General features: G+C 59.0%; 22 protein-coding genes. 9 read left to right on the top strand and 13 right to left on the bottom strand.

Annotated elements, in window-relative coordinates:
• Nucleotides 1–381: 381 nt before the first annotated feature.
• The 3 genes from ACFO3S_RS24405 to ACFO3S_RS24395 form a co-directional block, all read right to left on the bottom strand.
• Nucleotides 382–1,626, bottom strand: coding sequence for a hypothetical protein (locus ACFO3S_RS24405; RefSeq protein WP_378101425.1), 1,245 nt, complete (start codon nt 1,624–1,626; stop codon nt 382–384).
• A gap of 134 nt (nt 1,627–1,760) precedes the next feature.
• Nucleotides 1,761–2,240, bottom strand: coding sequence for a 23S rRNA (pseudouridine(1915)-N(3))-methyltransferase RlmH (gene rlmH / locus ACFO3S_RS24400; RefSeq protein ID WP_378101423.1), 480 nt, complete (start codon nt 2,238–2,240; stop codon nt 1,761–1,763).
• Nucleotides 2,240–2,452, bottom strand: a complete 213-nt coding sequence (locus ACFO3S_RS24395) for a YwbE family protein (protein WP_378101421.1) — start codon at nt 2,450–2,452, stop codon at nt 2,240–2,242. Before ACFO3S_RS24395 ends, rlmH begins: the two co-directional genes overlap by 1 nt.
• Nucleotides 2,453–2,741: 289 nt before the next feature.
• Between ACFO3S_RS24395 and ACFO3S_RS24390 the strand changes: the two genes are divergently transcribed.
• The 4 genes from ACFO3S_RS24390 to ACFO3S_RS24375 all read left to right on the top strand — a co-directional run bounded on the left by ACFO3S_RS24390 (nt 2,742) and on the right by ACFO3S_RS24375 (nt 7,882).
• Nucleotides 2,742–3,224 (top strand): hypothetical protein, encoded by a 483-nt coding sequence (locus ACFO3S_RS24390; protein WP_378101420.1) that lies wholly within the window; start codon nt 2,742–2,744, stop codon nt 3,222–3,224.
• Nucleotides 3,225–3,316: 92 nt separating this feature from the next.
• Nucleotides 3,317–4,885: a hypothetical protein gene (locus ACFO3S_RS24385; RefSeq protein WP_378101418.1), complete on the top strand. Its 1,569-nt coding sequence runs from the start codon at nt 3,317–3,319 to the stop codon at nt 4,883–4,885.
• 258 nt (nt 4,886–5,143) lie between these two features.
• A complete protein-coding gene (locus ACFO3S_RS24380; RefSeq protein ID WP_378101416.1) occupies nt 5,144–6,175 on the top strand; it encodes an ABC transporter substrate-binding protein in 1,032 nt (343 codons plus the stop codon).
• Between the two features lie 117 nt (nt 6,176–6,292).
• A complete protein-coding gene (locus ACFO3S_RS24375; RefSeq protein WP_378101413.1) occupies nt 6,293–7,882 on the top strand; it encodes a helix-turn-helix domain-containing protein in 1,590 nt (529 codons plus the stop codon).
• A 69-nt stretch (nt 7,883–7,951) separates the two neighbouring features.
• Here the strand turns inward: ACFO3S_RS24375 and ACFO3S_RS24370 are convergent, their stop codons facing one another.
• Nucleotides 7,952–9,124 carry a YhgE/Pip domain-containing protein gene (locus tag ACFO3S_RS24370; protein WP_378101411.1) on the bottom strand — a complete coding sequence of 391 codons (1,173 nt, stop codon included), beginning with the start codon at nt 9,122–9,124 and terminating at the stop codon, nt 7,952–7,954.
• A 180-nt stretch (nt 9,125–9,304) separates the two neighbouring features.
• Between ACFO3S_RS24370 and ACFO3S_RS24365 the strand changes: the two genes are divergently transcribed.
• Entirely contained in the window at nt 9,305–9,940 is a 636-nt protein-coding gene (locus tag ACFO3S_RS24365; RefSeq protein ID WP_378101409.1) for a TetR/AcrR family transcriptional regulator, read from the top strand.
• A gap of 216 nt (nt 9,941–10,156) precedes the next feature.
• Here ACFO3S_RS24365 and ACFO3S_RS24360 read toward each other — a convergent pair whose 3' ends face one another.
• Nucleotides 10,157–11,656, bottom strand: coding sequence for a DEAD/DEAH box helicase (locus ACFO3S_RS24360; RefSeq protein ID WP_378101406.1), 1,500 nt, complete (start codon nt 11,654–11,656; stop codon nt 10,157–10,159).
• A 310-nt stretch (nt 11,657–11,966) separates the two neighbouring features.
• Between ACFO3S_RS24360 and ACFO3S_RS24355 the strand changes: the two genes are divergently transcribed.
• On the top strand, nt 11,967–12,122 hold the full coding sequence (locus ACFO3S_RS24355) for a DUF1540 domain-containing protein (protein WP_378101404.1): 156 nt from the start codon (nt 11,967–11,969) through the stop codon (nt 12,120–12,122).
• Between the two features lie 238 nt (nt 12,123–12,360).
• Here the strand turns inward: ACFO3S_RS24355 and ACFO3S_RS24350 are convergent, their stop codons facing one another.
• The 8 genes from ACFO3S_RS24350 to ACFO3S_RS24315 all read right to left on the bottom strand — a co-directional run bounded on the left by ACFO3S_RS24350 (nt 12,361) and on the right by ACFO3S_RS24315 (nt 22,926).
• Nucleotides 12,361–13,875, bottom strand: coding sequence for a gluconokinase (locus ACFO3S_RS24350; protein ID WP_378101402.1), 1,515 nt, complete (start codon nt 13,873–13,875; stop codon nt 12,361–12,363).
• Nucleotides 13,876–14,104: 229 nt separating this feature from the next.
• The gene (locus ACFO3S_RS24345; protein ID WP_378101399.1) at nt 14,105–15,181 is read right to left on the bottom strand and encodes an ABC transporter substrate-binding protein; all 1,077 of its coding nucleotides are present in this window, start codon (nt 15,179–15,181) and stop codon (nt 14,105–14,107) included.
• On the bottom strand, nt 15,178–15,987 hold the full coding sequence (locus ACFO3S_RS24340; RefSeq protein WP_378101397.1) for an ABC transporter permease: 810 nt from the start codon (nt 15,985–15,987) through the stop codon (nt 15,178–15,180). Before ACFO3S_RS24340 ends, ACFO3S_RS24345 begins: the two co-directional genes overlap by 4 nt.
• Nucleotides 15,984–16,790, bottom strand: a complete 807-nt coding sequence (locus ACFO3S_RS24335) for an ABC transporter permease (RefSeq protein ID WP_378101395.1) — start codon at nt 16,788–16,790, stop codon at nt 15,984–15,986. Before ACFO3S_RS24335 ends, ACFO3S_RS24340 begins: the two co-directional genes overlap by 4 nt.
• A complete protein-coding gene (locus tag ACFO3S_RS24330; protein ID WP_378101393.1) occupies nt 16,787–17,899 on the bottom strand; it encodes an ABC transporter ATP-binding protein in 1,113 nt (370 codons plus the stop codon). Before ACFO3S_RS24330 ends, ACFO3S_RS24335 begins: the two co-directional genes overlap by 4 nt.
• A gap of 151 nt (nt 17,900–18,050) precedes the next feature.
• Nucleotides 18,051–18,899, bottom strand: coding sequence for a protein phosphatase 2C domain-containing protein (locus ACFO3S_RS24325; protein ID WP_378101391.1), 849 nt, complete (start codon nt 18,897–18,899; stop codon nt 18,051–18,053).
• A 167-nt stretch (nt 18,900–19,066) separates the two neighbouring features.
• Nucleotides 19,067–21,088: an ABC transporter ATP-binding protein gene (locus ACFO3S_RS24320; protein ID WP_378101389.1), complete on the bottom strand. Its 2,022-nt coding sequence runs from the start codon at nt 21,086–21,088 to the stop codon at nt 19,067–19,069.
• An 86-nt stretch (nt 21,089–21,174) separates the two neighbouring features.
• The gene (locus ACFO3S_RS24315; protein WP_378101387.1) at nt 21,175–22,926 is read right to left on the bottom strand and encodes an ABC transporter ATP-binding protein; all 1,752 of its coding nucleotides are present in this window, start codon (nt 22,924–22,926) and stop codon (nt 21,175–21,177) included.
• A gap of 249 nt (nt 22,927–23,175) precedes the next feature.
• Here ACFO3S_RS24315 and ACFO3S_RS24310 point away from each other — a divergent pair, with 249 nt between their 5' ends.
• The 3 genes from ACFO3S_RS24310 to ACFO3S_RS24300 all read left to right on the top strand — a co-directional run bounded on the left by ACFO3S_RS24310 (nt 23,176) and on the right by ACFO3S_RS24300 (nt 24,643).
• Nucleotides 23,176–23,322, top strand: coding sequence for a hypothetical protein (locus ACFO3S_RS24310; protein WP_378101383.1), 147 nt, complete (start codon nt 23,176–23,178; stop codon nt 23,320–23,322).
• A gap of 107 nt (nt 23,323–23,429) precedes the next feature.
• Nucleotides 23,430–24,212, top strand: a complete 783-nt coding sequence (locus ACFO3S_RS24305) for a threonine/serine exporter family protein (RefSeq protein WP_378101433.1) — start codon at nt 23,430–23,432, stop codon at nt 24,210–24,212.
• Nucleotides 24,209–24,643, top strand: coding sequence for a threonine/serine exporter family protein (locus ACFO3S_RS24300; RefSeq protein ID WP_378101381.1), 435 nt, complete (start codon nt 24,209–24,211; stop codon nt 24,641–24,643). Before ACFO3S_RS24305 ends, ACFO3S_RS24300 begins: the two co-directional genes overlap by 4 nt.

The raw sequence follows: 24,643 nt of genomic DNA, 5'->3' as shown, positions 1-24,643 counted from the left end.
TCTACACCACGAATCCAGGGGGCTGGCCCCCATCGATTTATCGTGAAAGAATGCTGTCACAAGCAGCCTAGCAACAGGATTTCTTCATGAGTGTGTTTTCAAACTGCACTTTTCTTGACAACTCCAAATCCTTCCTTTGAAGTTGGTACTTCATTTACCTTAATAATTATCATTAACCCACCGCTTTCTTTCATTATTCTTTATATATTCATTTATATTCTTTTTCTTTGAAAGCGGAATCTTCGGTCAACACTCCTTTACCAAACACGATCTATGTGTGGCGTAAGGATTCTTAGTCTCAATTTTCCGCTATACTTAGGAAAAGTTATCCAAAATTGTCTGAAAAGGAAATTTAAAGGCACCACAAAAGGTGCCTTTAAACTAAAATAATGCATCTATAAGTTCCGGTTTCCACTTAAAGACAAACTTCATATACTTATCCAGTAAATAAAAGCGTTCCGCTCCTTCACCCCCACTATAGCCAAAAACTGGGGGCAACTTTCTCCTCACTAACAAATTCGGTAAATATTTCAGCCCGCTTGTCACTGAATGCTGTTCTATATCATTATGTCCCATAATTCTCAAACGTTGGAGAACTTCCGTGTTTCTTAAACCTTCTTCAGGTATTTCGATATCCCTTACCATTTTTAGGAACCATTTGTATTTTTCGGTAGTGCCATCTGACCTGCCACCTGCTGCCACCTCTGCAACAATCTTCTTGTAAGCAACTTCGTTATCGCTTGCAATAGATTGACATGCTCTATCAACTAGGCTCAAATCAGTATGGCGCTCCTTAATTGCTTTTGTTTGCATTACATCAATTTCAAAACATATTCTAAGACAAATATCTTGTGCTAATGCAGCACTATACATGGACTCATTAACAATTTTCTGTACCATTTCCTCGGAAAAACTAATATTAAGAAGATCAGTTCCTCGTTTTACCATTTCAGTTAATTCACTGGGGGAGAATGCTCCTACTGATATTCCTATAATTCTTCCCATTAAATCAGGATTATACAAAACTAAATCCGTGTTTAATGGCTCCACACTCAGCATTACAACTTGTTGCCGTTCGTCAGAAAAAGCTTTTAAATCCTGGGATAGTTGCTTCTTTACTTCTTCACTTGCATAATGAAAATCCTCAAGAACCACAACTTTACGGCTTGGTTTTAAATATTTTATAACCAAGTTAGGTCCAATGACAGGATTACTTACTAGTACTTCCTTTTCACTCTTGGTACGGTTTGCTTGGACAGAAGCTTGTAACTTAGCATTAAATAACGCAGAAACCTTGGCTTGTAACTCTCCTAACAATGAAGCTGTAATACCAGTAGACTGGCCTTTTTCTGTAGTATAAAAAGCCTGCAACTCCGATAAAATTTCTGAGTAAATGTCATCTGCTGTTTTGTTTGAGTTTACAGGAATTTTAATGATTTCATCTTCGGAAAAATGCTTCCTCCAAAGATTACTCTTACCCATTTTTGATCCACCATAAATAAGTATTTGCTTAGCCTTATTTACCTTACCTAACTTCATCTCTCGTTCTATGTGTTCACGTAATATATATGTATGTTCAGGAAAACCTACTGATACAAATACATCTTCTACATTGTAAAATTCCATTGTTACCCCCGGTCAGTATATTAGTTAGTCTAATTTTACCACCCAGCGCTTAATATTGTAAACGACTGGAATGCTATCCATCGCTTATGCAGGGGTTTCTTGTTTACCACTATAAATTATAAAATTTTTCGCCGTCACTTATGGTATGGTTCCCCCCGAACAATCTTAAACCCCCGATAAACCTGCTCCAGAAGCATCACCCGCATCATCTGATGAGGATACGTCATCCGTCCGAACGACAGCTTCTTGTCGGCGCGGGCCAGTACGGCTGGCGAGAGGCCCAACGAGCCGCCGATGACGAAGGTGACGGAGCCGCCGCCGTAGACGGCCTGCTTGTCGAGATGGGCGGCGAGCTGCTCGCTCGTCCACGGCTCGCCCTCGATGGCCAGAGCGACGACGTGGGCGCCGTCGCGGATCGCCGCGAGAATGCGCTCGCCTTCGCGGACGCGAACCTGCTCCTCCTCTGCCACGCTCATCGAATCCGGCGCTTTCTCGTCCGGCAGCTCGCGAATGTCCAATCGGGCGTAGGCTCCCAGCCTTTTGGCATACTCCTCGACAGCCGCGGTCCAATATTTCTCCTTCAGCCGCCCGACGCAAACGACCTGGATCTGCATTACTCCGTTCCCCCGCCTACAATATGTTTAACGCGGCCCACCTGGCCGTCCTGAAGCCGAACTTTGATCCCGTGAGGGTGCTGAGGCGAGTTCGTCAGCAGTTCCTTCACGATTCCTCGCGTCAGCTTGCCCGTTCTCTGATCCTGCTTCAGCACGATGTCCACTTCCAGCCCCGGTTTCACGTCGCTGCGCAGCCTTCCGTTGCCTGCCATTCCTATCCACTCCTGCCGTTATCGATTTTTTATCCTATCGTACCACAAACCTCCCGCCGTATGCTGACCCGCACATAACGCAGGTACGGCGCAACCGCTGCCTCCCCTGCGGATAGTGGAGGAACTGCTTAAGAAGGGGGCCCAGCCTTGGTGAATATCCCGTCGCCGCGCTTCAAAGGCCTGAAGATATTCTTCAAAATCGCAAAGCTTCCCCACTTGCGCTCGAATGCACTATAATGAGTGAGAATTGGATCAACATGCGGCAAGAACGCCAGAGGAGGAGGATACTTTGTCCTTAATTGATGAGCTCTACCGCCAGCCCGACCTCATTGCGGAACTGAAGCAGCAAGGTCTTATCCACGACAAGTCCTTACTGATCCCGTGGCACTCGAATCAGGCCGTCTTGACGAATCCCGAGACGGGGGCCATCGATACTTTTATTTTCGCCAATCCGATGGGCGGCGTCACCGTTGCCGACGGTTCTACCAACACGATGGGCTTTACGACGGAAGACGCCTACGGCGCGCATCTCTTCTCGGAGACCGGCGAACCTTTAGCGGTACTGGCTCACGACTCTCCCACGGAAGACCTTTTTCGCTTTAACGAAACGATCTATGCGAGCTCGCCCGGCGCCTCTCCGCTGCCGATTCCCGACTTTGAAATCGACAGCCTCGACGCCTTAAATGTCCAGTTCGATTCCAGCTTTTCCGCCGGGGAATGGGAGCTCGCGGATCCCGATCAGTTGTTCGCCTTTTTCGATTTGCTATTTTAATGGAGGAGAGATCGTCTATCAGCCAGCTGCCGCACATTCGAAACGAGCTTGAACGGGAGCTTGAACCCCATCTCCTGCAGACCCTGCAAGCCATGATCAAGGATGAGTCGGCATGGTACGAAAGCTTGATCGCCGACACCTTCTCCAACATGCGCAGCAAGCTCCAGCAGGTCCGCCACAACGTTAAAAACAAAGAGGCGATAAAAGAGTTCTTCGAAGCGGCCTCCCCCGAGGGGCTGCTTGAACTATTAAAGTACATCGCGACGGAAGAGGGCATTTGGGACAACTACGGGCAATTTTGGAAGGACGTCACTCTCGATTACCCGTCCATGCTTCGCCGCTACTGCCTAAAGCCCGAGCAATTCGCCGTTTTCCGGGATCGCTCCGAGCGCGTGGAGGAGCTTGTCCAAGCGATTAAGTCGTTCTCGGACACGCTCGTCGCGTCCCAGCGCAAGCTCTCCGAGGTCATCGCTCAGGAGAAGAAGGCCAAGGAAGCTCAAAGCGGGATCGTAACGACCGTAGCGCTGGGCGCATCCCTGCTGCTTGGCCCGCTGGCCGGCATAGCCGCCAAGATCGCGGGACAGATGAGCAAGGAAGACATTCAGCATGTCTCCGGTCATTTTTCCGAGTTGGCCGCACCGATTAACCGGATGGAAAAAGCCTTTCAAACCTATTTTGACGGCCGGATTGAGACCATCCAGTTCGCTTATTCCGCCGTATACGGGGGACTGTTATTGCGCCTCAAGCGCGACCTCCGACCGCTGGGCTATACGATTCGCCAGCTATTGCGGTCCTCCGAGACGAAGCTGATCGACCGGATCGAGATCGACTTGGCGCAGGACGAGAAGCCGAAGCTGCGAACCTGGTACGAAGGCAACGTCCGCACGGCCTTCGCCTTGCTGCGCGACGGAAAGCCGAGAATGGCCGAGAGCCTGTTGGAGAAGCTGGAGGAGACGGCCAGAGACCATCCGATCTTGGCCAGACAGATGCTTCCGATTCACGGCATCGCCATCGACATGGTCACGGCGACAAGCTATTATAGATACCTCATCGCAGCCAGCGACGTCGAGAAGTCGTATCTCACTCCCGGCGATTCTTCCGTCGCGGTGGCCAAGTATGCGGAAGCGATCGGAGGCTTACGGCCGTACGCCCATTATTTTGCGTTGAAGCATCAGAGCTGTCTGGGCTGCAGCGTTCCCCAGCCGTTGTCCGTCGCCGTCCTCGCGCTGCACGTCCTGGCGGCGCAGCCCCGTTCGAGAAAACGGCAGGAAACGATCCTGACCGTGTTCGACTTCGTGAACCGCACGGCGATTGACCTCGGTCTTCTGCACTCCCATTTCGGCGCCTTCAAGCCTTTCGCCAAGGACTGGGATCTGCAGAGCGCCTACGCCCTTCTCGAGTTTTTCGAGTCGTCCGGCGAGATCCGCGCGGCAGGGCCGCTTCAAACGTTACGCACCCAATACCGCGCTCTTCCCTACCATCGAATCTACAAGCATGCCCGCAAGACCTACCGTTACCGCGAGCTTCAAGGGCATCCTTTCGTGAGATTTTTGAGAAAAAAGCAACTTGCCAGCCGCTTCGTCTGGCCCTTGTACCGCATATGCAATTTCAAAAAGCCGCTAACTCCCGAGATTGCCTCCCATATCTCTCCTCCTATATAGCCGATCTGGCGTCCGTACGATAAACCGCCCGCTGCCGGCTGCTTCGTCGCTTGCGACGCGGCTGGCAGCGCCCTCATAGGCGCCGCGCCGGCTCACCTGGATAACCTCATCGGTGCATGCCCCTGCGGCATGCCTCCTCCCCGCAAAATTCGTCCATCCAAAACCTGAAAAAAGTCCATTGCGCCCCGTAACCGAAGAGAGTAAGATGTAAATCGACCTAAGTGAGAATTATTATCAACACAAGGAGAGATTTCCCCGATGCCTGTCTCATTCCTTAGAAAATCCGTTGCTCCGCTCCTGACGATCCTGCTTGCGGCGATGCTTCTATCCGCTTGCGGGACAAGCGATAACGCCGCCTCTCCGTCGCCGTCCGCCTCCCCGACTCCTTCTCAGACCGAGTCCCCGGCCGCGGCGGAGTCGGCTTCCCCGGCGGCAAGCGAGCCGACGATGCGCGCTTACAAGGACGCGTTCGACAGAACCGTCGACATTCCGGCCGCTCCGCAGCGCATCATCGCCCATTATTACGCGGCCGAGATGAAGGCGCTGGACGTGCCGATCGCCGGAACGAACTTCATTAACGCGAAGCTTGCCTTGACCGAAGAGCAGCTGCAAGGCGTGGAGGACATCGGCGGCGAGGCGCTCGTGCCGAATCTGGAGAAGACGCTCAGCCTCGAGCCCGATCTGATTATCGTTCCGGATTTCCTGCAGCCTGCAGATATCGAGGCGTTGTCCAAGATCGCTCCGACGGTCGTAGTCGCTTACGGAGCTGACGTGTTCACCCGTTTGAAAGTGCTGGCCGATCTGATCGGACAGCCCGAGAAAGCGGACCATTGGGTGGCCGATTATGAGGCCAAAGCCGCAGAGAAGCGTCAGCTCCTGCAGTCTTCCATCGAAGAGGGCGAGACGGCCGCAGCCTTCATCCTGCACTCCGATAAACAGTTCTACGTGTACAACAAGCAGCGGCTCGGTCCGACGCTGTACGACGCGTTCGGATTCGCAGTTCCTCCGAAGGTCGCCGAGCTGTTCGCGGACAAGCCGAATGATTTGTGGGCGCCGATCTCTCTGGAGATGCTATCGGATTATGTCGGGGACCGCGTCTTCCTGGTCGCCCAGAGCAACACCGAAGAAGCCAAGAAGGCAACCGAGGAGCTCATTGAGGGGCCGGTCTGGAAGAACCTCCCCGCCGTCAAGAGCGGCAAAGCCTACGTCGTCAAAAGCCGCTGGGCGATGAACGACCCTCTGACCCTGGATTGGCTGCTGGACGAGATGGTCGCCCTGCTCGCGCCTTAACGAAACTTAGCCCGAAGCCCGTGCGGATTCGCTCCGTTGCGGGCTTCTTTTCCGTTCCTCGAACCTTTATAATGAAGTTATATATTGATAATAATTCTCACTGGAGGCTATACGGCCGTGTCTCAGTCGGAACATCCATCGCACGCTCCCCCGCTTATTCTGCTCGAAGGCATCGAGCATCGCGTTCTGAACGAAGGCGAAGCCTCCTGCTGGCTGGACCGCCATACGCTTCTTTTCGTCGCCGCCGGCAGCGGCGAAGCGACCGTCGACGGCTGCCGCCGGCCCGCCGCTCGCGGCAAGTGCTTCCTGCTCCTCCCGGAGCAAGCGGTGCATCTGCGAGGCGAACCGTCGTCCGCTCTGGCGTATTACCGGGTTTCTTTCTCCGTGGGGCATGACCCCGACGGACTGTTCGCCCGCAACGCCGCGCTCGTCTTCGAGCCCTGCACCCGATTGGAAGACCGGCTGCAGGAGCTGCTGCTTCCCTCCCCCGACCCTGCTGGAGAGGATGGATGGCGCGGACTGGATGGCTTTCAGCGTCATATTCGGTTTCAGACGATGCTCTTCGAGGTTCTCCGCCGGCTGCAGGCCGAGCGCCAAGGCGCCGAGAACGCCCGGCAGGCCGTCGAACGCACGATCGACTATCTTCACCGCTCTTACAGCGAGGAGATCGAGATCGGCAGACTCGCGCAGGAAGCGAGCTTAAGCCGCTGGCAATACGGGAGTCTCTTTAAGTCGCTGACCGGGCAGACGCCGGCGCGCTACCTGAACGCCCTGCGGATCGAGCAGGCCAAGAAGCTGCTGGCGTCCTCCTCCGCCCGGATTCACGACATCGCCGACAGGGTCGGCTTTCGCGACGAATATTACTTTAGTCGTCGATTCAAGCAGACGACCGGGATGTCTCCGACCCAGTTCGCGCAGCGCTGCGGACGTTCTCCGCGAATATTCTCGATCCAATACCTGGGCGAGCTGCTCGCGCTCGGCGTTCGCCCGATCGGGACGAACCGCTCCATGCTGCAGGCGCTGCCCGAGGCGTGCGCGGACGTCAGCCCCGTCGACGAGCCGCTCGACCTCGGACAGCTCTCGAAGCTGGAGCCGGATCTGATCCTCTATCCCAGCTATCTGCCCTCCGAGGTGGCCGGACAATTGTCGCGCGTGGCCACGGCCGTCGAGATCGATTGGGAGGCCGACGTGTATACCCGGCTTCAGGAGATCGGCCGCCTGCTGGGCAGAGCGAAGGAAGCGGAGCGATGGATCGTGCGCTACAAGGAAAAAGCGAGCGAAGCGAAAGCGCGGTTAAGGAACGCCGTCCGCAAGGGCGAGACCGCATCCGCCTTCATCGTCCATATGGACGGGCTATTCGTCTACGCAGGGCATCACTTCGGCCATACGCTGTACGAGGGAGTCGGCTTCGAGCCTTCCCCCGGAATCCGCGCGCTCATGGAGCGGAACCGCAACGCCAAGTGGCAGGAGATTCGCATCGAGGACTTGCCCCAGTACGCCGGGGACCGCGTCTTCCTCGCCCTGCCCGGGCAGGACGAAAACGGCGGACAAGGCCGCGAGGTGCTGCGCCACCCCGTCTGGAGAAGCCTGCCCGCCGTTCGGCAGGGAAGAAGCTACGTAGTTAACGACTCCTGGGCCAATTACAATCCCGTCACCTTGGACAGACATTTGGACGATACGGTGCGACGATTGCTTCGCAGTCGCTGAGAATTCCCGTACGCGGCAGGCGAACGCCTTCGCCTGACCCGGCAAGGGGACGCAAGTCCCCTCTTCCTTCTACCCCCCAAGCCGGCTGCTCTCCCCTTCGGCCGCCGTCCTCGCCTTCTTGACGCCGGAGGCAAGCAGCAGCGCGAGAAATCCGCCCGCCAAGCTCCATAACACAGTCGCGTTCGAGCCGACCGCCGACCAGCCGCCGAAGTACATGACCTCCCGCAGCCCCCCCGACGCGAATCGCAGCGGGGTCCAAGAATAAATCCAGTCGCGCGTCGCCTGCGACAGAAATTCCGGAGCCATGCTCAGCAGCGGCATCGAGAAGAACATCAGCAGCACGAGCAGCGCCATCGCCGGCAGTCCGATCCAATTCAACAGGGAGGACTGGAGCAGGAAGAAAGCCGCGGCCGCCAGCCATAAGAGCATCCACGTCTCTCCCGCGTTCGCCAGCTCCATGCCGTACCAGGACGAGGCCATCCAGACGACGAAGCCCGAGGCGATTCCCGTTATCCCCAGCCCGATCGAGGCCTGCAGCGCGACCGACGCCCATCTCCCCCCTCCTGCCTTCTGTCCGGCCAGGAACAAGCTCATCGCCGTCACCAGACTGCCGATCCACATGATTTGCGTCAGCAATCCCGGCGCATTCCCGTTCGCGTGGTTTGCCCCCGGAGAGTGTACCATTTCCTCCTTCACGACGATCGGCGTCAAGAAAGCTTGGGCCGTACCGGCCGGAATCTGCTCCGAAAGCTGGCCGAGCCGCCCGAGCATCTGACGGGACAGCTCCAGAGCGGCCATCCTCATCGCTTGATCCATCATCTGCCTGACGACCGTCGCGGCCTGCGTATTCAACCCTTCATTCACGAGAATCGTCACCTCCGCCGGCTTCGGCTCGGGAGCCGCCAACGACAGCAGTCCGCGGCTCAGGTCCGCCGGAAGCACCAGCGCTCCGTAATATTCCCGCTCGTCGAGCCCGGCTCGCGCCTGCTCCTCCGAATCGACGACGCTCCAGACGACCGGAAGGGCCGAATTCCCCGTCAGCTTCTCCTTGATCATCTCCCCCGCCGCAAGCGCGCCGCCGTTCGGCTGCTCCGCCGCCTGATCCAGCACGACCAGAGCGACCGGCACGTCCTTCGGCTTCGTCCCGACGACCGCTCCCATCATAGCCGCGCCGAACACCGTCAGGACGACCAGCACGATCGCGATGCTGAGCCAGGTCATTTTCTGTTTAAGTAAAGCCATCTCTCTCCAACTCCCTCTTCATTATAGTGAACATCATGTTGATTAAACGTCGATGCGTTCATTATAATAAGAGGACGTTTTCTCTACAATAATCACATTTTCGCTTATCTGTTCGCTACTCAACACTCCTGCTGCGGACTGTTCATCATTTTCAAAAAAAGAAGAAAGAAGAGGATCAAAATGGCGGAGAAAATGGATCGCAGGCAGATTCGCACGAAGCAGCTTCTTCATCAGGCTCTGCTGGATTGCATCGAGGACAAAGGAATCGATCATGTTACCGTGAAGGATATTGCCGAGCGCGCCAACGTGAATCGCGGTACTTTCTATTTACACTATCGCGACGTGCCCGATATGATGGATAAGGTCAAGAACGATATGTTCGGACGGGTGTTCGAATACGTGAAGCGGCTCGACCCTCGCGAGTTGAACGAGTACGCATATACCGGAGAGCCTTATCCGAAAATCGTCGCCCTTTTCGAGGAAGTGACCCGCCACGCGAATTTCTTCAAGGTGATGCTGGGCCCTAGCGGCGACCTCTCCTATGTCATGCGACTCCGCAACCTGATGGATTCCCATCTGTTCAACAAGCTGGATTACGTCTTGCCGGAAGGAGCCCCGACTCTTGTTCCCAGAGAATACCTGGTCGCTTACATGTCTTCCGCCAATTTCGGCATGTTCCTGCGCTGGGTGCAGAACGGCATGCGGGAGACGCCTTACGAGATGGCTCTTATCGCCACCCGGCTCGTCAATCACGGTCCGATCGTCTCCTCCGGCATTCGACCGCAGCCGAACGTCGAACCTTCCGGCGGCTCCTAACTCGCTCATTCCTTCCGCTACCGTCACCGCGGAAGGCGCAGAGGCGCACAAGCAGCAGGCGTTCCTGCGGGAAACCAACTGCCGCGATATTCAAGGCTTCATCTTCCATCGCCCGCAGCGCGCCAAGCAGATCGCCGAGCCGCTGTCCGGGAGGGCGCGGCCGCAACGCCAACCGCCCGGAGCCGATATCCCGGCTCCGGGCGGTTGGACTCGCGCTTATCGACCTCGCTGGGAACCGCGACCGCCGCGGCCGCCGGACGGCCCGTTCTTCGAGGAGCGCGGGCCGCCGGATCGGCCGCCTCCGCCCTTCGGTCCCGCTGTCGGCCGCCCGCTTCCGAAGCCGCTCCTCGGCTCGGCCTTCCGGCCGCCTCGAGCCGCCGGAGGCCCGCCGCGCCCCGCTTCGCTTCCGCGAGCGGGCTTCTTCTCGCTCCGGGCGCCTCTTGCCGCCGCTCCCGCACCGAACGGAGCGCCGCCGCGCCGACCGCCGGACGGGCCGCTGCCCGTCGAGCGCGATCCGCCGCCGCGCGGGCGATGCTCCCCGCCCGGGCGCCCGAGACCGCCGCCCGCACGCGGCCCTTGCAAGCCTCCGCCGTCCAGCGGGGCGCCTTCCGGGCTTCTGCGCTCCATCGCCATCTGAATGCCGTTCTCGATATCCGCGAACTCCCGGCGATCCTTCGGCGCGATCAGCGTAATCGCCAGCCCCTTCTCCCCGGCGCGGCCCGTCCGGCCGATCCGGTGGATGTAGCTTTCGACGTCCAGCGGAACGTCGTAGTTGAACACGTGAGTGACGCCTTCGACATCGAGACCGCGCGCCGCGACGTCCGTCGCAACCAGCAGCTGCAGCTTCGCGTCGCGGAATCGCTTCATCACCTGCTCCCGCTTTGACTGCGACAAATCCCCGTGCAGCTCGTCCGACGAATAGCCCATCTCCTGCAGCGCAACGTTCAGCGTATTCGCCCGCCGCTTCGTCCGGCAGAAAATAATGCCCAGATAAGGCCTCGTCTCCTCCAGAAGCTTAACCAGCGTCGCCTGCTTGTTCCGATCCGTCGTCTCCACGACCCATTGGCGAATATCCTTCACCGTTACGCGCTCGGCCTTCACTGTCACCTGCTGCGGATTGCGGAGAATGCGTCCCGCCATCTCGCGAATCGCCGGCGGCATCGTCGCCGAGAACAGCATCGTCTGCTTCTTGTACGGCGTCTGCCGCAGGATATCCTCGACCTCCTTCAGGAAGCCCATATGCAGCATCTGATCCGCCTCGTCCAGCACCAGCATCCTCACGCCGTCCAGCGCGATCGTCTCCCGGCGCAGATGATCGAGCAGCCTGCCGGGCGTCGCCACGATCAGATGCATATCTCCCTTCAGCTTATGAAGCTGCGCCTCCACATCCTGTCCGCCGTACACGGCCAGCACGCGGATGCCGTCCTCCGGCTTCAGCAGCTTCTTGACCTCCCCGGTAATCTGTATCGCCAGCTCGCGCGTCGGCGTCAGAATCAGTCCCTGCACCTTCGGCACGTCCGTCTGGATCCGGTCCAGCATCGGCAGCACGAACGCCAGCGTTTTCCCCGTCCCCGTCTGCGCCTGGCTAATGACATCGTGGCCGGCCTTGACGATCGGTATCGTCTCCTCCTGCACCGGCGTCGGCTTCACGATTCCCATCGCCTTCAATATCGCCGCGCGCCCTTCGGACACGCCCAAAGCTGCAAAATCCGCCACCCGATCCACTCCATCCTCTTAGTCCCTCTACCCGCCGCCGAGTCCGCCCGATTTCCCTCGCCAGGACGGCTCCGCATCGCGGCCATTACCCTCTATCCTACCACAACCTGCAGCCCGACATGTAGCCATCTCGAATTCCTTCGGCGATCCGAACCTCTTCCCCATCCGTTGGCCCGCGCCGACTCCGGCGAGCAGCGCTCCGCGAACAGCACAAAGAAGCCCGAAAAGCCTTCCCGTAGGGAAAGTTTGCGGGATCTCGCGTATAAAGCCCTCCGCTTCGACCATCCTAGTGAAAGGAGGTGAGAGAGCAATGGCCAAAGACGTGCTTTGCGAAGTGAATTCCTGCAAATACTGGGCTCCCGGGAACGAATGTCACGCCTCTTCGATCTACGTCGTGAACAATCGCAACAAGCAGGCGTCCCATTCCGAAGAGACCGACTGCAAAACGTTCGAACCGAAAATGTAATTCGTGCGCCTACACGGAAGGACGCGGTTCGAGAGCTGAGGGCCTCCCCCCAACAAGGGAGGCCCTCTTCCGTCCCGAAGGACGGCCTCAGCCGTCTCGCTCCGGCTCCTCAGTATTGTACCCAACAATGAGAACTGTTATCACTTTCGCCCGGGATTTTATTGCAGCGGCCGGGCGCCCGCCCGAGCGGAGCGATTCGGCCCCTGTCGGACGCGGTCCGGGAGCCGCGCCGCTCCGGCTAACGAAGCTTGCGCTGGAACTCCGCAAGCTCGGCGAAGCGGCCCAGCAGCTCGTCCCGCGCCCGCTCGTAGATGCCGAACAGCTCCCGATAGACGGCATGCTTCCGCTCGTCCGGCTGCAGCCGCTCCGCGATCGGGGCCCATTCCTTCGCCCGCCCGAAGTCCATCAGCTCGCCGAGCCCCCGCATCGCCGTCATCGCCGCTCCGAACGCCGAGGCTTCCGTCACGCGGGGAACGCATACCTCCTGCCCGAGCATATCCGCCAGCATCTGCCGCCACAGCGGCGACTTGGCGAACCCGCCCGAGGCGCGAATCTCGGCGGCCGGTCCGGCCAGCTGGCGCAGCGCCTCGGCGACGGACAGCACGGCGAACAGGACGCCCTCCAGTCCCGCGCGGGCGAAGTGACCCTGTCCGTGCCCGAGATTCGCGCCGATGTACGTCCCTCTCGCTTCCGCGTTGTAGATCGGCGCCCGTTCCCCGGACAGAAAGGGAAGGAACAGCAGCCCGTCCGCCCCCGCGGACACGCCGGCCGCCGCCTCGAGCAGCTCCTCGATCGTCTTGTGCCCGCCGAACAGGGAATCCCGCATCCATTGAAGCACGATCGCTCCGTTGTTCGTGGCCCCCCCGATCACATAGGTCGAATCCGCCACGCTATAGCAGAACGTGCGCATTCTCTCGTCCGTCAGCGGTCTGTCCGTCATCATCCGCACCGCCGCGCTCGTTCCGATCGTAACCGCCAGATCTCCCGGTCCGACCGCTCCGACGCCCAGATTGGCCAGCGCTCCGTCGCTGGAGCCGAGGAAAAACGGCGTATCCGGCGGCAGTCCCATGTCCGACGCCAGCTCCCGGTTCATGCCCTCCAGCCGGTACGTGACCGGCTTCAGCTCCGACAGCCTGTCGGCATTCAGCCCGGCCGTCTTCAGCGCCCCCTCGTCCCAGACCAGCGTATCGAGACGAAGCAGCCCGGTCGCCGACGCCAGAGAGGGGTCGACGACCCATTCCCCGAACAAGCGATGAATGACGTACTCCTTGATCGAAACGAACTTATGGGCGGCCGACCAGATGTCCGGTCTGCGCTCGCGAAGCCACATCAGCTTCGGAAGCGGCGACATCGGATGGATGGGCGTGCCGGTTCGTCTGTAGATGTCCATTCCGCCTTCCCGCTCCCGGATCATCCGCACCTGAGGCTCGCTGCGCCCGTCCGCCCAGGTGATGCTTTTCGTGAGCGGCCGGCCGGCCTCGTCCATCGCGATCACGGAATGCATCGCCGAGCTGAAGCCGGCCGCGGCAATCCGGTCGCCACCCAGCCCGCTTTGCTCCACCGCGCCGCGAACGCTCCGGGCAAGCGCCCGCAAAATCGTCTCCGGCTCCTGCTCCGCCCAGCCCGGCTGCTCCTGCAGCAGCGGATACTCGACCGCGAAGCTGCCCAGCTGTCTCCCGTTCTCTCCGAACACTACGCTTTTCGTGCTTGTCGTTCCGATGTCGATGCCGATGATGGCTTTCCCGTTGTGCATCCGTTCCTGCTCCCCTATGCTATGACTTTGAATCCGCTAGTTATACCATACCATCCCGTCCGGTCAATATCCATTGGCCCAACGGGACGGAAAAGCCATCCGCTCATTCCGCGACGGCCCCGTGCGGCTCGCGGATAGCCTTTCTCTCCCGCAGCGTCCTTCTCCCTCCCGGTACGCAAGAAGGCCGCCGGTCCTTCGACCGCGGCAGCCTCATGCAGAACGCACTCCACTATTTCCTATGCATCTTGAACTCCAGGAAAAGCTCGTTATAATGCGACAGCATCCTTTTCCCCAAGTTCTCGTACACTTCAAGCTTGTCGGTCAGCTCCGGAGACGGGTAGAACCGCTCGTCCTGCGAGATCTCCTCCGGCAGCAGCTCCAGCGCCTTCGCGTTCGGCGTCGAGTAGCCGACGTATTCGGCATTCCTCGCGGCGATCTCCGGGTCCAGCATAAAATTGATGAACTTGTGCGCCCCCTCCACGTTGCGGGCGGACGCCGGAATGACCATATTGTCGAACCACACGTTCGAGCCCTCTTTCGGGATGACGTAATCCAGATTTTCGTTCTCCCACATGATCTCCGCGGCATCGCCGGACCAGACGACCCCGACCGCCGCCTCCTCTCCGGCCAGCAGCATCTTGATCTCGTCGCCGACGATCGCCTTGACGTTCGGCGTCAGCAGGGAAAGCTTGCGCTTGGCCTCCTGAAGATGCTCCTCGTTCGTATCGTTCAGCGAGTAGCCCAGACTGTTCAGCCCGAAGCCGATCACCTCCCGGGCGCCGTCCACGAGCAGAATCTGATTGCGCAGCTCCTCGTTCCACAGATCGTCCCAGCTCTCGAACGTCTGGCCGTCCTCCAGCAGCGCCGGGTTGTAAATGATGCCGACCGTCCCCCAGAAATACGGAATCGAATAGGCATTGCCCGGATCGAAGCTTAGATCGAGGAAGCGCTCGTCGATATGCTCCAGATTCGGAACCAGCGAGTGATCGATCGGCTGCAGCAGCCCTTCCTCCTTCATCTTGCTGATGGCGTACTCCGAAGGGATGGCGATGTCGAACGCCGTTCCGCCCTGCTCGATCTTCGTCATCATCGCTTCGTTGGAGTCGAACGTCTGGTAGATGATCTTAAGGCCCGTCTCATCCTCGAACTCCGCGATCAGCTCCGGATCGATATAATCTCCCCAGTTAAAAATGGTAATCGTATTCGCGCCCGAATAACCCTGAGACGAATTCAAGTAAGACGTCCAGTACATCAGAGCGAAAGCCGCGACGAAGACGGCGCCGAACAGCCTCACCAGCTGCTTCATGGCTGCACGACCCCCCAGTCCGGTTTCCGGCTGCCGCGCCGGGTCAGGAAGTAATAGCCGAGCACGAGCGTCATCGTGAACAGGAAGATGAGCGTCGACAGCGCGTTAATCGAAGGCGAGATGCCCTGCCGGGCGCGCGAATAGATTTCCACCGACAGCGTCGTATAGCCGTTGCCCGTCACGAAGAACGTCACCGCGAAGTCGTCCAGCGAATACGTCAGCGCCATGAAGAAGCCCGCGAAGATGCCCGGACGCAGAAATGGCAGTACGACCTTCGTCAGCACGCTCCAGCCGCTCGCGCCGAGATCCTTGGCGGCGTCGATCAGCGTCGGGCTCATCTCCTGCAGCTTCGGCAGCACCATCAGCACGACGATCGGCACGCTGAACGCGATGTGCGACAGCAGCACGGACGTAAAGCCGAGCTGGATGCCGAGCATCGTGAAGAAAATCAGGAACGAGGCGCCGATGATGACGTCCGGACTTACGATGAGCACGTTGTTCATCGCCAGCAGCGAATTACGCCGCCGAATCGTTCTCACCCGCTGGATGGCCAGCGCGCCGACGACGCCGAGAATGGTGGAGATCGCGGACGACAGCAGGGCGATGACGACCGTGTTCAAGACGATAATGAGCAGGCGCGTATCCCGGAACACTTCCTCATACCATTCCAGCGTGAAGCTTTCGAATCCGTGCATCGTTCCCGCGCTGTTGAACGAATAGTACATCAAGTAAAAGATCGGCGCGTACAAAATGAAGAATACAGCCGCGAGATAGACGTTGGCGAGCTTTCCGTTTTTCATTTTCATCGGATCGGATTCCTCGCTCCCCGGGTGCCGGTCGTCAGCATGATGACCGCCATTACGATAATAAGCAGCACGGCGATGGCCGAGCCCATCCCCCAGTCCTGCGTCACGAGAAAATGCTGCTCGATCGCCGTCCCCAGCGTCACGACGCGGTTGCCCGCAATGAGCCGGGTGATCATGAACAGCGACAGCGCCGGGATGAATACCGCCTGACAGCCGGCCTTCACTCCCCCGAGCGTCAGAGGGAACACGACGCGGCGGAACGTCATCCACGAAGAAGCGCCCAAATCTCTGGCGGCGTACAGGAGCGAAGGGTTGATCTCCTCCAGCGCATTATAGATCGGCAGAATCATAAACGGGATAAAAATATAGACCGACACGAATACGAAGCTGAAATCAGTGAACAGAATCTGTCTCGTGCCGACGCCGATCGCCTCCAGCGCCGCATTGACGAAGCCGTACGTGCCGAACAGGCCGAGGAAGGCGTACGTTTTCAGCAGCAGATTGATCCAGCTCGGCACGATAATGAGCAGCAGCCACAGCTGCTTATGCTTCGTTCTCGTCAGCCAGTAGGCGGTCGGATACGCGACCAGCAGCGAGAACGCCGTGATCAGAAACGCGTACCAGAACGAATTGAACGTCATTCGAAGGTAGACCGGGGTCAGAAACTTGGCGAAATTATCCCAGGTAAAACGGCCTTCCACATCGAAGAACGAATAATAGACGATAAGCACAATCGGCGTCGCGACGAACAGCAGCATCCAGGCCGCATACGGAATAAGGTAGAGATTCCGCGTTCTCGTCATCGGCCCGCACCCGCCGACACAGGGCCGGAATAAGATTCGAGCCGCTTGTCGAACTCCTCCTCCGTCTCGCCGAACCGCATGACGTGGATCGCTTCCGGAACGAAACGCAGTCCGATGCTGCTTCCGACCTCCGCCTTCCTCGTCGAATGGACGAGCCATTCGTTGCCCGCCTTGTCGTAGCCGCTGATCTCGTAATGAACTCCGCGGAACAGCTGGCTGTCAACCTTAATCTCCAGATCGCCCTGCTCCGGCTCGGTGATCTCCAGATCCTCCGGACGGATCATAATTTCCACCGGCTCGTCCGGAGAGAAGCCCCGGTCCACGCACTCGAACCGCTTCCCGGCGAATTCCGCCAGGAAGTCCTCGATCATCCGTCCCGGGACGATATTCGATTCGCCGATGAAGTCGGCGACGAACCGGTTGATCGGCTCGTCGTAGATGTCCGTCGGGGTGCCGCTCTGCTGAATCTCCCCTTCGTTCAGGACGAAGATCTCGTCGGACATCGCGAGCGCCTCCTCCTGATCGTGCGTGACGAACACGAACGTAATGCCGAGTCTCCGCTGCAGCTCCCGCAGCTCGTACTGCATCTCGGTCCGCAGCTTCAGATCGAGCGCCGACAAGGGCTCGTCCAGCAGCAGAATTTCCGGCTCGTTCACGATCGCCCGAGCGATCGCCACCCGCTGCCGCTGTCCTCCCGACATCTCCGAGATTTCGCGCTCCTCGTAGCCTTCCAGGTTCACGAAGCGCAGCGCCTCCTTCACCTTCTCGGCGATGACGGCGTTTTTCAGCTTCTTGATTCGCAGGCCGAAGGCGACGTTCTCGAACACGTTCAGATGCGGAAACAGCGCGTAGTCCTGGAACACCGTGTTCACCTGACGCTTGTCCGCCGGAACGTCGTTGATCACTTTGCCGTGGAAGTAGATGTTCCCTTCCGTCGGCTGAATAAAGCCGGCGATCAGCCGCAGAATCGTCGTCTTGCCGCAGCCCGAAGGTCCGAGCAGCGTGTAAAACTTGCCTCGCTCAATCTCGAAGCTGACCCGGTTAAGGACCATGTCGCGATCGTATTTCTGCGTCACGTCCTCGAATCGAATGATCGTCTTGTCTGTCATTTCCAGTTATCGTCCTCTTTCCGGGCTTTCGCCCCTGATCATTGACTTCATTATACAAAATTAGACCCGGACAACCAACGGTCGGAACGTAAAGGATAGCCGGTCGAGAGCATCGCCTCAGCCGGCTTTCTTCTATTATATAGGCGCGCGGTCACCCGCCGGCGAAATCGATTTTGACCGCCGTCTTGTCGTCGGCGACCTTGAGCCGCGTATACTTGCCCTGCTGCGACTCGTCGTATTCGTTCGCGATCAGCCAGTCGGCGTAACCGGTCAGGCCTTTCTCGCCGATCAGCGCCGCCATGTCGGCCATCTGAGGGGCCGGCTCCCCTGCTTTGCGGGGGAGGAACAACCCGTCGGTCAGCAGCAGAATGGAGGCAATCCGGATGCGGTTGACGAATCCGTGCTCGACGTAACGCTCCAGGGCCGGATCTCCGTTCAGAATGGCGTAGCCTTCCGGCGTATTCGTCTTCTGCCGGTTCTCCCGGATCGTCTCGTATACGCGAGCGCGAATCTCGGCCGGCGCCAGCCCCTCCCTGGCGTACTGCTCCCATAGCAGCCGCGACTTCTCGTCGAAATGATCGACCTGATCGTGCGTCACCGTTCGTACCGTTCCGTCCATATAGACCGCGATCAGCATACAGTCGCCCGTCTGCGCGTACTCGATCTGATGCTCGCCGATGCGGACGACGGCGATTCCCGCCGCCCATACCGCGTTTTTGTCTTCAGTGTCGACGCCCTTCTCGAGCATTCCCGCCCTTATCCGTTCATTGGCTCTCAGCACCAGCTCCCTCAGGAAAGCCGCCCCGTCCGATTCGCGATACGACTCGAACGCTTCCTTGGCGATCCGAGAGGCCAGATAGCCTCCCGTTTCGACTCCCTCGAGGCTGACGAGCGAGGTCGCTCCGTCCAGCACGCCGTAGATGCGCTCCCGCTCGTTCAGTATAAGCGCGTCCTCGTTCCATTGGTTGCAGCCCTGTACGGTGAGATGCTCGATTTTCATTCGTTATTCCTCCCCCGTCTCGGCAAGGTTTGCCAAGATAGACCGACTCATTATTTTGAAGTCGCTATCGTAGCGGTGCTTGCACCCGCCTCCGTCACGATCTCCATTCGAAAAAGAAGGAAGCCCGCCGGCCGCCGCGCCGAACAGGTCCTTCCCTCTTTCCTTCATTACGCCACGCCCTCGGCCGCGCCTTGCTGCAGCTGGTACATCGCGAAATATTTGCCGCCCTGCTGCATCAGCTCGTCGTGGTTGCCGCGTTCGACGATCCTGCCGCGGTCAAGAACGAGGATCTGGTCGGCCGCGCGGATCGTCGACAGCCGGTGCGCGATGACGAACGTCGTGCGGCCGCGCTTCAGCACCTCGAGCGCCGCCTGGATGATCGCCTCCGTCTCGGTGTCGATGCTGGCCGTCGCTTCGTCCAGAATGAGAATCGCCGGATCGAACGCCAGCGCCCGGGCGAAGGAGATGAGCTGCCGCTGGCCCGCGGACAGCGTGCTGCCCTTCTCGATCACCGGCTCGTCGAGACCTCCCGGCAGCTGCATGAACATCTCGTACGCGCCGACGTCGCGAAGCGCCTGCTCGACCTTCTCCCGGGAGATCGACGGATCGCCCAGACTGACGTTCGAAGCGATCGTTCCGGTGAACAGGAACGGGTCCTGCAGCACGATGCCCATATGCTGCCGAAGCTCCTGCTTCGACAGCTCCCGGACGTCGACGCCGTCGATCGAGATCGATCCCCGTTCCACGTCGTAGAAGCGGAACAACAGGTTCAGAATCGAGCTCTTGCCCGAGCCCGTGTGCCCGACAAGGGCGACCGTTTCCCCTTGGCGCGCCGAGAACGAAATATTTTTCAGCACATCCTCTCCCGGCTTGTAAGCGAACGTCACGTCCTTGAACTCGACGTTTCCTTGGTAACGCTCGATCCGGCTGTCGGACACCTCGACGCCCGGCTCGTCGAGCAGCATGAACACGCGCTCCGCCGACACCCGCGCGACCTCCAGGTTGGACAGCTGGTTGACGATTCCGACGATCGGCTGCATCATCCGGTTCATATAGTCGATGAACGCGTACAGCACGCCGACCGTAACGGCTACCCCCAGCCATGAGCCCGCGAACATCCAGACGACGACGATGAACAGAACGTTCCGGAAGACGTTGACCAGGTTGTGCGAGGTGACAGCGTTCAGCGACAGCATCTTGTTCTGGTACTTGAAGTACTCGTCGTTCATTACGCGGAACTCGCCCATCGTCTCCTTTTCCTTGCGGAAAGCCTGGATGATCGGCATCCCCTGGATCGACTCGTTGATCATGCCGTTAATGTCGCTGAGGCGCGAGCGGATGACATGGTTGTATTTGGCCGCGAACTTGCGGTAAATCACGATCCAGACGTACAGAATCGGGATGAACGGCAGGGCGATGAGGCCCAGGTTCACGTCCAGGAAGAAAACCGCTCCGAGAATGGCCGCGATGTTGATAATGCCGGAGAAAAAGTTCGCCAGCACCGAAACGTACAGCTCCCGGATCGCCTCCGTGTCGTTCGTAATTCGGGAGACGACCTTGCCCGCCGGCAGGTTGTCGAAGTATTGCACCGGCAGCCGTTGAATGTGCCGGAAGACGTCGTTGCGCATTTTCCGGACGATGCGGTTCGCGGTCACCTGCAGCAGCAGCCTTTGCCAGTAGACGAGTACGGCGCCGACGAGCAGCAGCCCGACGTAGCTGATCGCCAGCAGGAAGATGCTGCGAAACTCCGGACGGTAAAATTCATAGACTTCGCCTTTCGAGAGCGGCACCGCCGGATAGTGCAGCGTCGAGCCGTCGTCGGCCGTCACCATCAGTTCGCCGCCCTCGAACGTCCGCTTCCCGTTGTCCGGAACGTCCGCCGCATCGACGAAGTAATAGCTCCTCCCGGACTGCAGCACCCGAACCTCGCGGCCTTTGGCCTCGCCAGGGGAGAAATGATCCTCCCGCTTATACCAGCCGTTCCCGTATTGGACCGCATTCTTCCCGTTCGCCTGCGTCTCGTACCACGGCTTCTCGATGCCCATAATGTTCGTATCGATCAGCCGCTTGGCGAGGAAGGGACCGACCAGGTCGACCGCGACCGCCAGCAAGAGGAGGACGAGCGCGATCAATATCGGCTTCTTGAATCCCCAGGCGTATTGGAATAATCGTTTGCCCGTATTGCCCATTGGTTTCGTTCACCCACGTTTCTTCGTTAACTTGATCTATCCGTCTCTATTCTTTCACGTTCGTACTGTGCCGGAGCAGCGCCGCATCAACTCTCCACGATCGCCGCGAGCTGCTGCCGGTCGTACTGCTCCTTATACCACCCTCCGAGCTTAAGCAGCTGCTCGTGCGTGCCCTCCTCGGTGATTCGGCCCTCGTCGAGCACGACGATCCAGTCCGCATGCTGTACCGCGGACAGCCGGTGCGTCGTTATAATCGTCGTCTTGCCCGCGCGTTCGGTGCGGATTCCTTCCAGAATTTCCGTCTCCGTCTTGGCGTCGACCGCCGACAAAGAGTCGTCGAGGATGAGGATTTCCGGGTCCGCGATGACCGCCCGCGCGATGCTGACCCGCTGCTTCTGTCCGCCGGACAGCGCGACGCCCTTCTCGCCGACGAGCGTCTCCAGCCCTTCCGGCAGGAAGGCCACGTCCTTGCGGAAGGAGGCCAGCTCCAGCGCCCGATTGAGACGCTCCTCGTCGCCCGCTTCTTCCGTCGTGCCGAACCAGATGTTCTCCCGGATCGACTTGCTGAACAGAATCGGCTGCTGCGGGACGTAACCGATCCAGGCGCGCAGACGATTCAGCTCGATTTCGTCGATCGGTACGCCTCCGAGCGTCAGCCGGCCTTCGCCCGTCGGATACTCGCGGAGCAGCTGCTTCAGCAGCGTCGTCTTCCCGCTGCCGGTCCGACCGACGACGCCAAGCGTCTGCCCCCTCCGCAGCGTGAGCGAGACGTCGACCAGATTGTCGATCGACGAGGAGGGGTAACGGAACGTCACGCGATCGAACGCGATCGTCTCCGGCACCTCTAGCGCGACCGGAGCTTCCGTCTCGGTCACGTCCGGCTTCGACCCGAGCGTTTCGTTAATCCGGTCGAGCGAGGCATTGCCGCGCTGCATAATATTGATCAGCTCGCCGATGGCGAACATCGGCCAGATCAGCATGCCGAGAAACATATTGAAGGAGACCATCTCGCCGAGCGTAATTTCTCCCCGGAAGACGAGCGCCGCTCCGTAACACAGACCGATCAGGTAGCTGCAGCCCACCAATATTTTCACCGTCGGCTCGAACAGGGCGTCGATCTTGGCGACGCGGATATTTTTATCGAACACGTTGTCCGTCGAATCGCTGAATCGCTTGCGGTCCGCCTGCTCCTGCACGAACGCCCGGATGACGCGCACGCCCGACACCGACTCCAGCACCTGGTCGTTCAAGCTGCCGAAAGCGTCCTGCGCCTTCATGAAGCGATCGTGAATCTTCCCGCCGAAGTGCTGCATGAGCAGCGCCATAATCGGCAGCGGCAGCAGCGCGGCCAGCGTCAGCTTCCAGCTGATCAGACCGGCCATCATGACGAGCACCGTCAGCATGAACAGCGTCGAATCAATCAGCGTCATAATGCCGAAGCCGGCCGTCACCGACACCGCCCCGAGGTCGTTCGTCGCCCGGGCCATCAAGTCTCCCGTGCGGTTGCGCTCGTAGAACGTCGGGCTCATCTTCATCAAATGCCGCATCAGCCTCGAGCGCATTGTCCGCTCCAGCACGAACGAGCTGCCGAACAGCTTGACGAACCAGACGTAGCTCAGCAGATAGCTCGCAACGGTCAGCCCTACCCAGAACAACAGCAATTGGGCGAGACCGGGCCCCGTCATCGTCCCGTCGTAGATGCCGTCGATGGCGATTCCGATGAGACGGGGCGGGAGGACGTCGATCACGCCGACGATCGCCAGCAGCACGAGCGCGATCGCATATCTCTTCCAATGCAATTTGAAAAACCAGCTTAACTTCTTCAACACGCTAAACATCTATGCTTTCACACCCCTCTGCATGAAGAACAAAAAAGGCCTACCGCCGCAAGCGATACGCCTTCAGGGAAGAGTCCTTCCCCCGCCGCTTACGGAGCTTATGCCGACTGTCCCAGACTGCCGCAACTGCTCCGGAAGCGATAAAAAAGGCGCACGATTACGTCGCGTAACCATGCGCCCCGCCGCCTATGATCAGAAGAATCCGCCATTCTTCCGACTTCAGCGGTCGTTCGCGAGAGGGTTACGGGAATGAAATTCAACAGCTCCGCCCAGATCGGCGAGCAAGATTTCCATGTGATGATTTCTCATTTCCGCAACCCCCTTTCCGTTCATTCAAAGTATATTTGTCACTTTACCATCGCCCCCGAACACTGTCAACGGGCTATGGAAAAATAATTTCAATTTTTTAACTGTCTTGCCGGAACGACACAGCCGCTACTCTCGCATATTCCGCTATAATTAAGAGAGAAAAGAAAAGCGGGAGAGAGCGGAACTTGACGAACTTGACGAACTTGACGAATCCTCAGCACCACTTGACCGCGGAGCTCTGTCTGTTAGCGGGAAAAATCATCATGAAAAGCGGCGGGGAAACGCAGCGCGTGGAGGAGACGATGAATCGGATCGCCGCCGCGTGCGGCTATTCCGATTCGCAGAGCTTCGTGACGCCGACCGGCATTTTTTTCTCCGTCGGGGGAGCGAATCCCGTCACGCGGCTCGCGGGCATCTCCGAGCGTTCCACCGATCTGCACAAGGTCGCCCAAGTGAACGACGTCTCCCGGCGGATCGGCGCCGGCGAGCTGACCCCGGCCGAAGCGCTGGCTCAGCTTAAAGCCATCGAGACGGCGCGCGTCGTCTATCCCGACTGGCTGCAGATCGTCTCGGCCGCCGTAGCCAGCGGCTGCTTCCTGATCATGTTTAAGGGCGGCTGGAACGATTTCGTCCCCGCCATGCTGGCCGGAGGCGTCGGATTTGCGTTATTGCTCGTTCTGCACCGCTGGGTGCCGGTTCGGTTTTTCGCCGAGTTTCTGTCCGCGACGACGATCGGGGGGCTGTCGATTCTGTTCGTCCGCGCGGGCTTCGGCCATGATCTCGACCTGATGATTATCGGCTCGGTGATGCCGCTCGTGCCCGGGCTGCTCATTACGAACGCCGTGCGCGATTTAATGGCCGGCCATCTGGTCTCGGGGCTGTCCAAGGGCGCGGAAGCGCTGCTGACCGCGTCGGCGATCGGCGCGGGCATTGCGGTCGCCCTGTCCGTGTGGAGCTATGGAGGAGGCGCCTTATGACGATCGTTCTCGAACAGCTGGCGACAAGCTTTATCGCCTCTGCGGCCTTCGGCCTGATCTTCAACGTGCCGAAGCGCGCCCTCGTCCAATGCGGCGCCGTCGGCATGCTGGGCTGGATTCTCTACGCCGTTCTGACCGATCAGGCGATCAACGCCGCGTTCGCCGCCTTGATCTCCGCGGGGTGGGTCGCGGTGCTGAGTCAGATCATGGCCAAGCTGTTCCGGATGCCGGTGATCGTCTTCACCGTATCGGGCATCATTCCGCTCGTTCCCGGCGGACTGGCCTATAACGCGATGCGCAGCGCGGTGGAGAGCGAATTCGACGCCGCGCTGCAGCTGGGGATGCAGGCTTTCATGATCTCCGGCGCGATCGCGATGGGGCTCGTGCTGTCCGAGGTAATTAACCGGGCGATCAGCCGCGCCCGTCTGTAA

The sequence above is a fragment of the Cohnella hongkongensis genome, assembly GCF_042654645.1.
Taxonomy (GTDB): Bacteria; Bacillota; Bacilli; order Paenibacillales; family Paenibacillaceae; genus Cohnella; species Cohnella hongkongensis.
The sequence above is the reverse complement of the archived record's forward strand: the minus strand, read 5'-3'. Positions and strand labels throughout refer to the sequence as shown.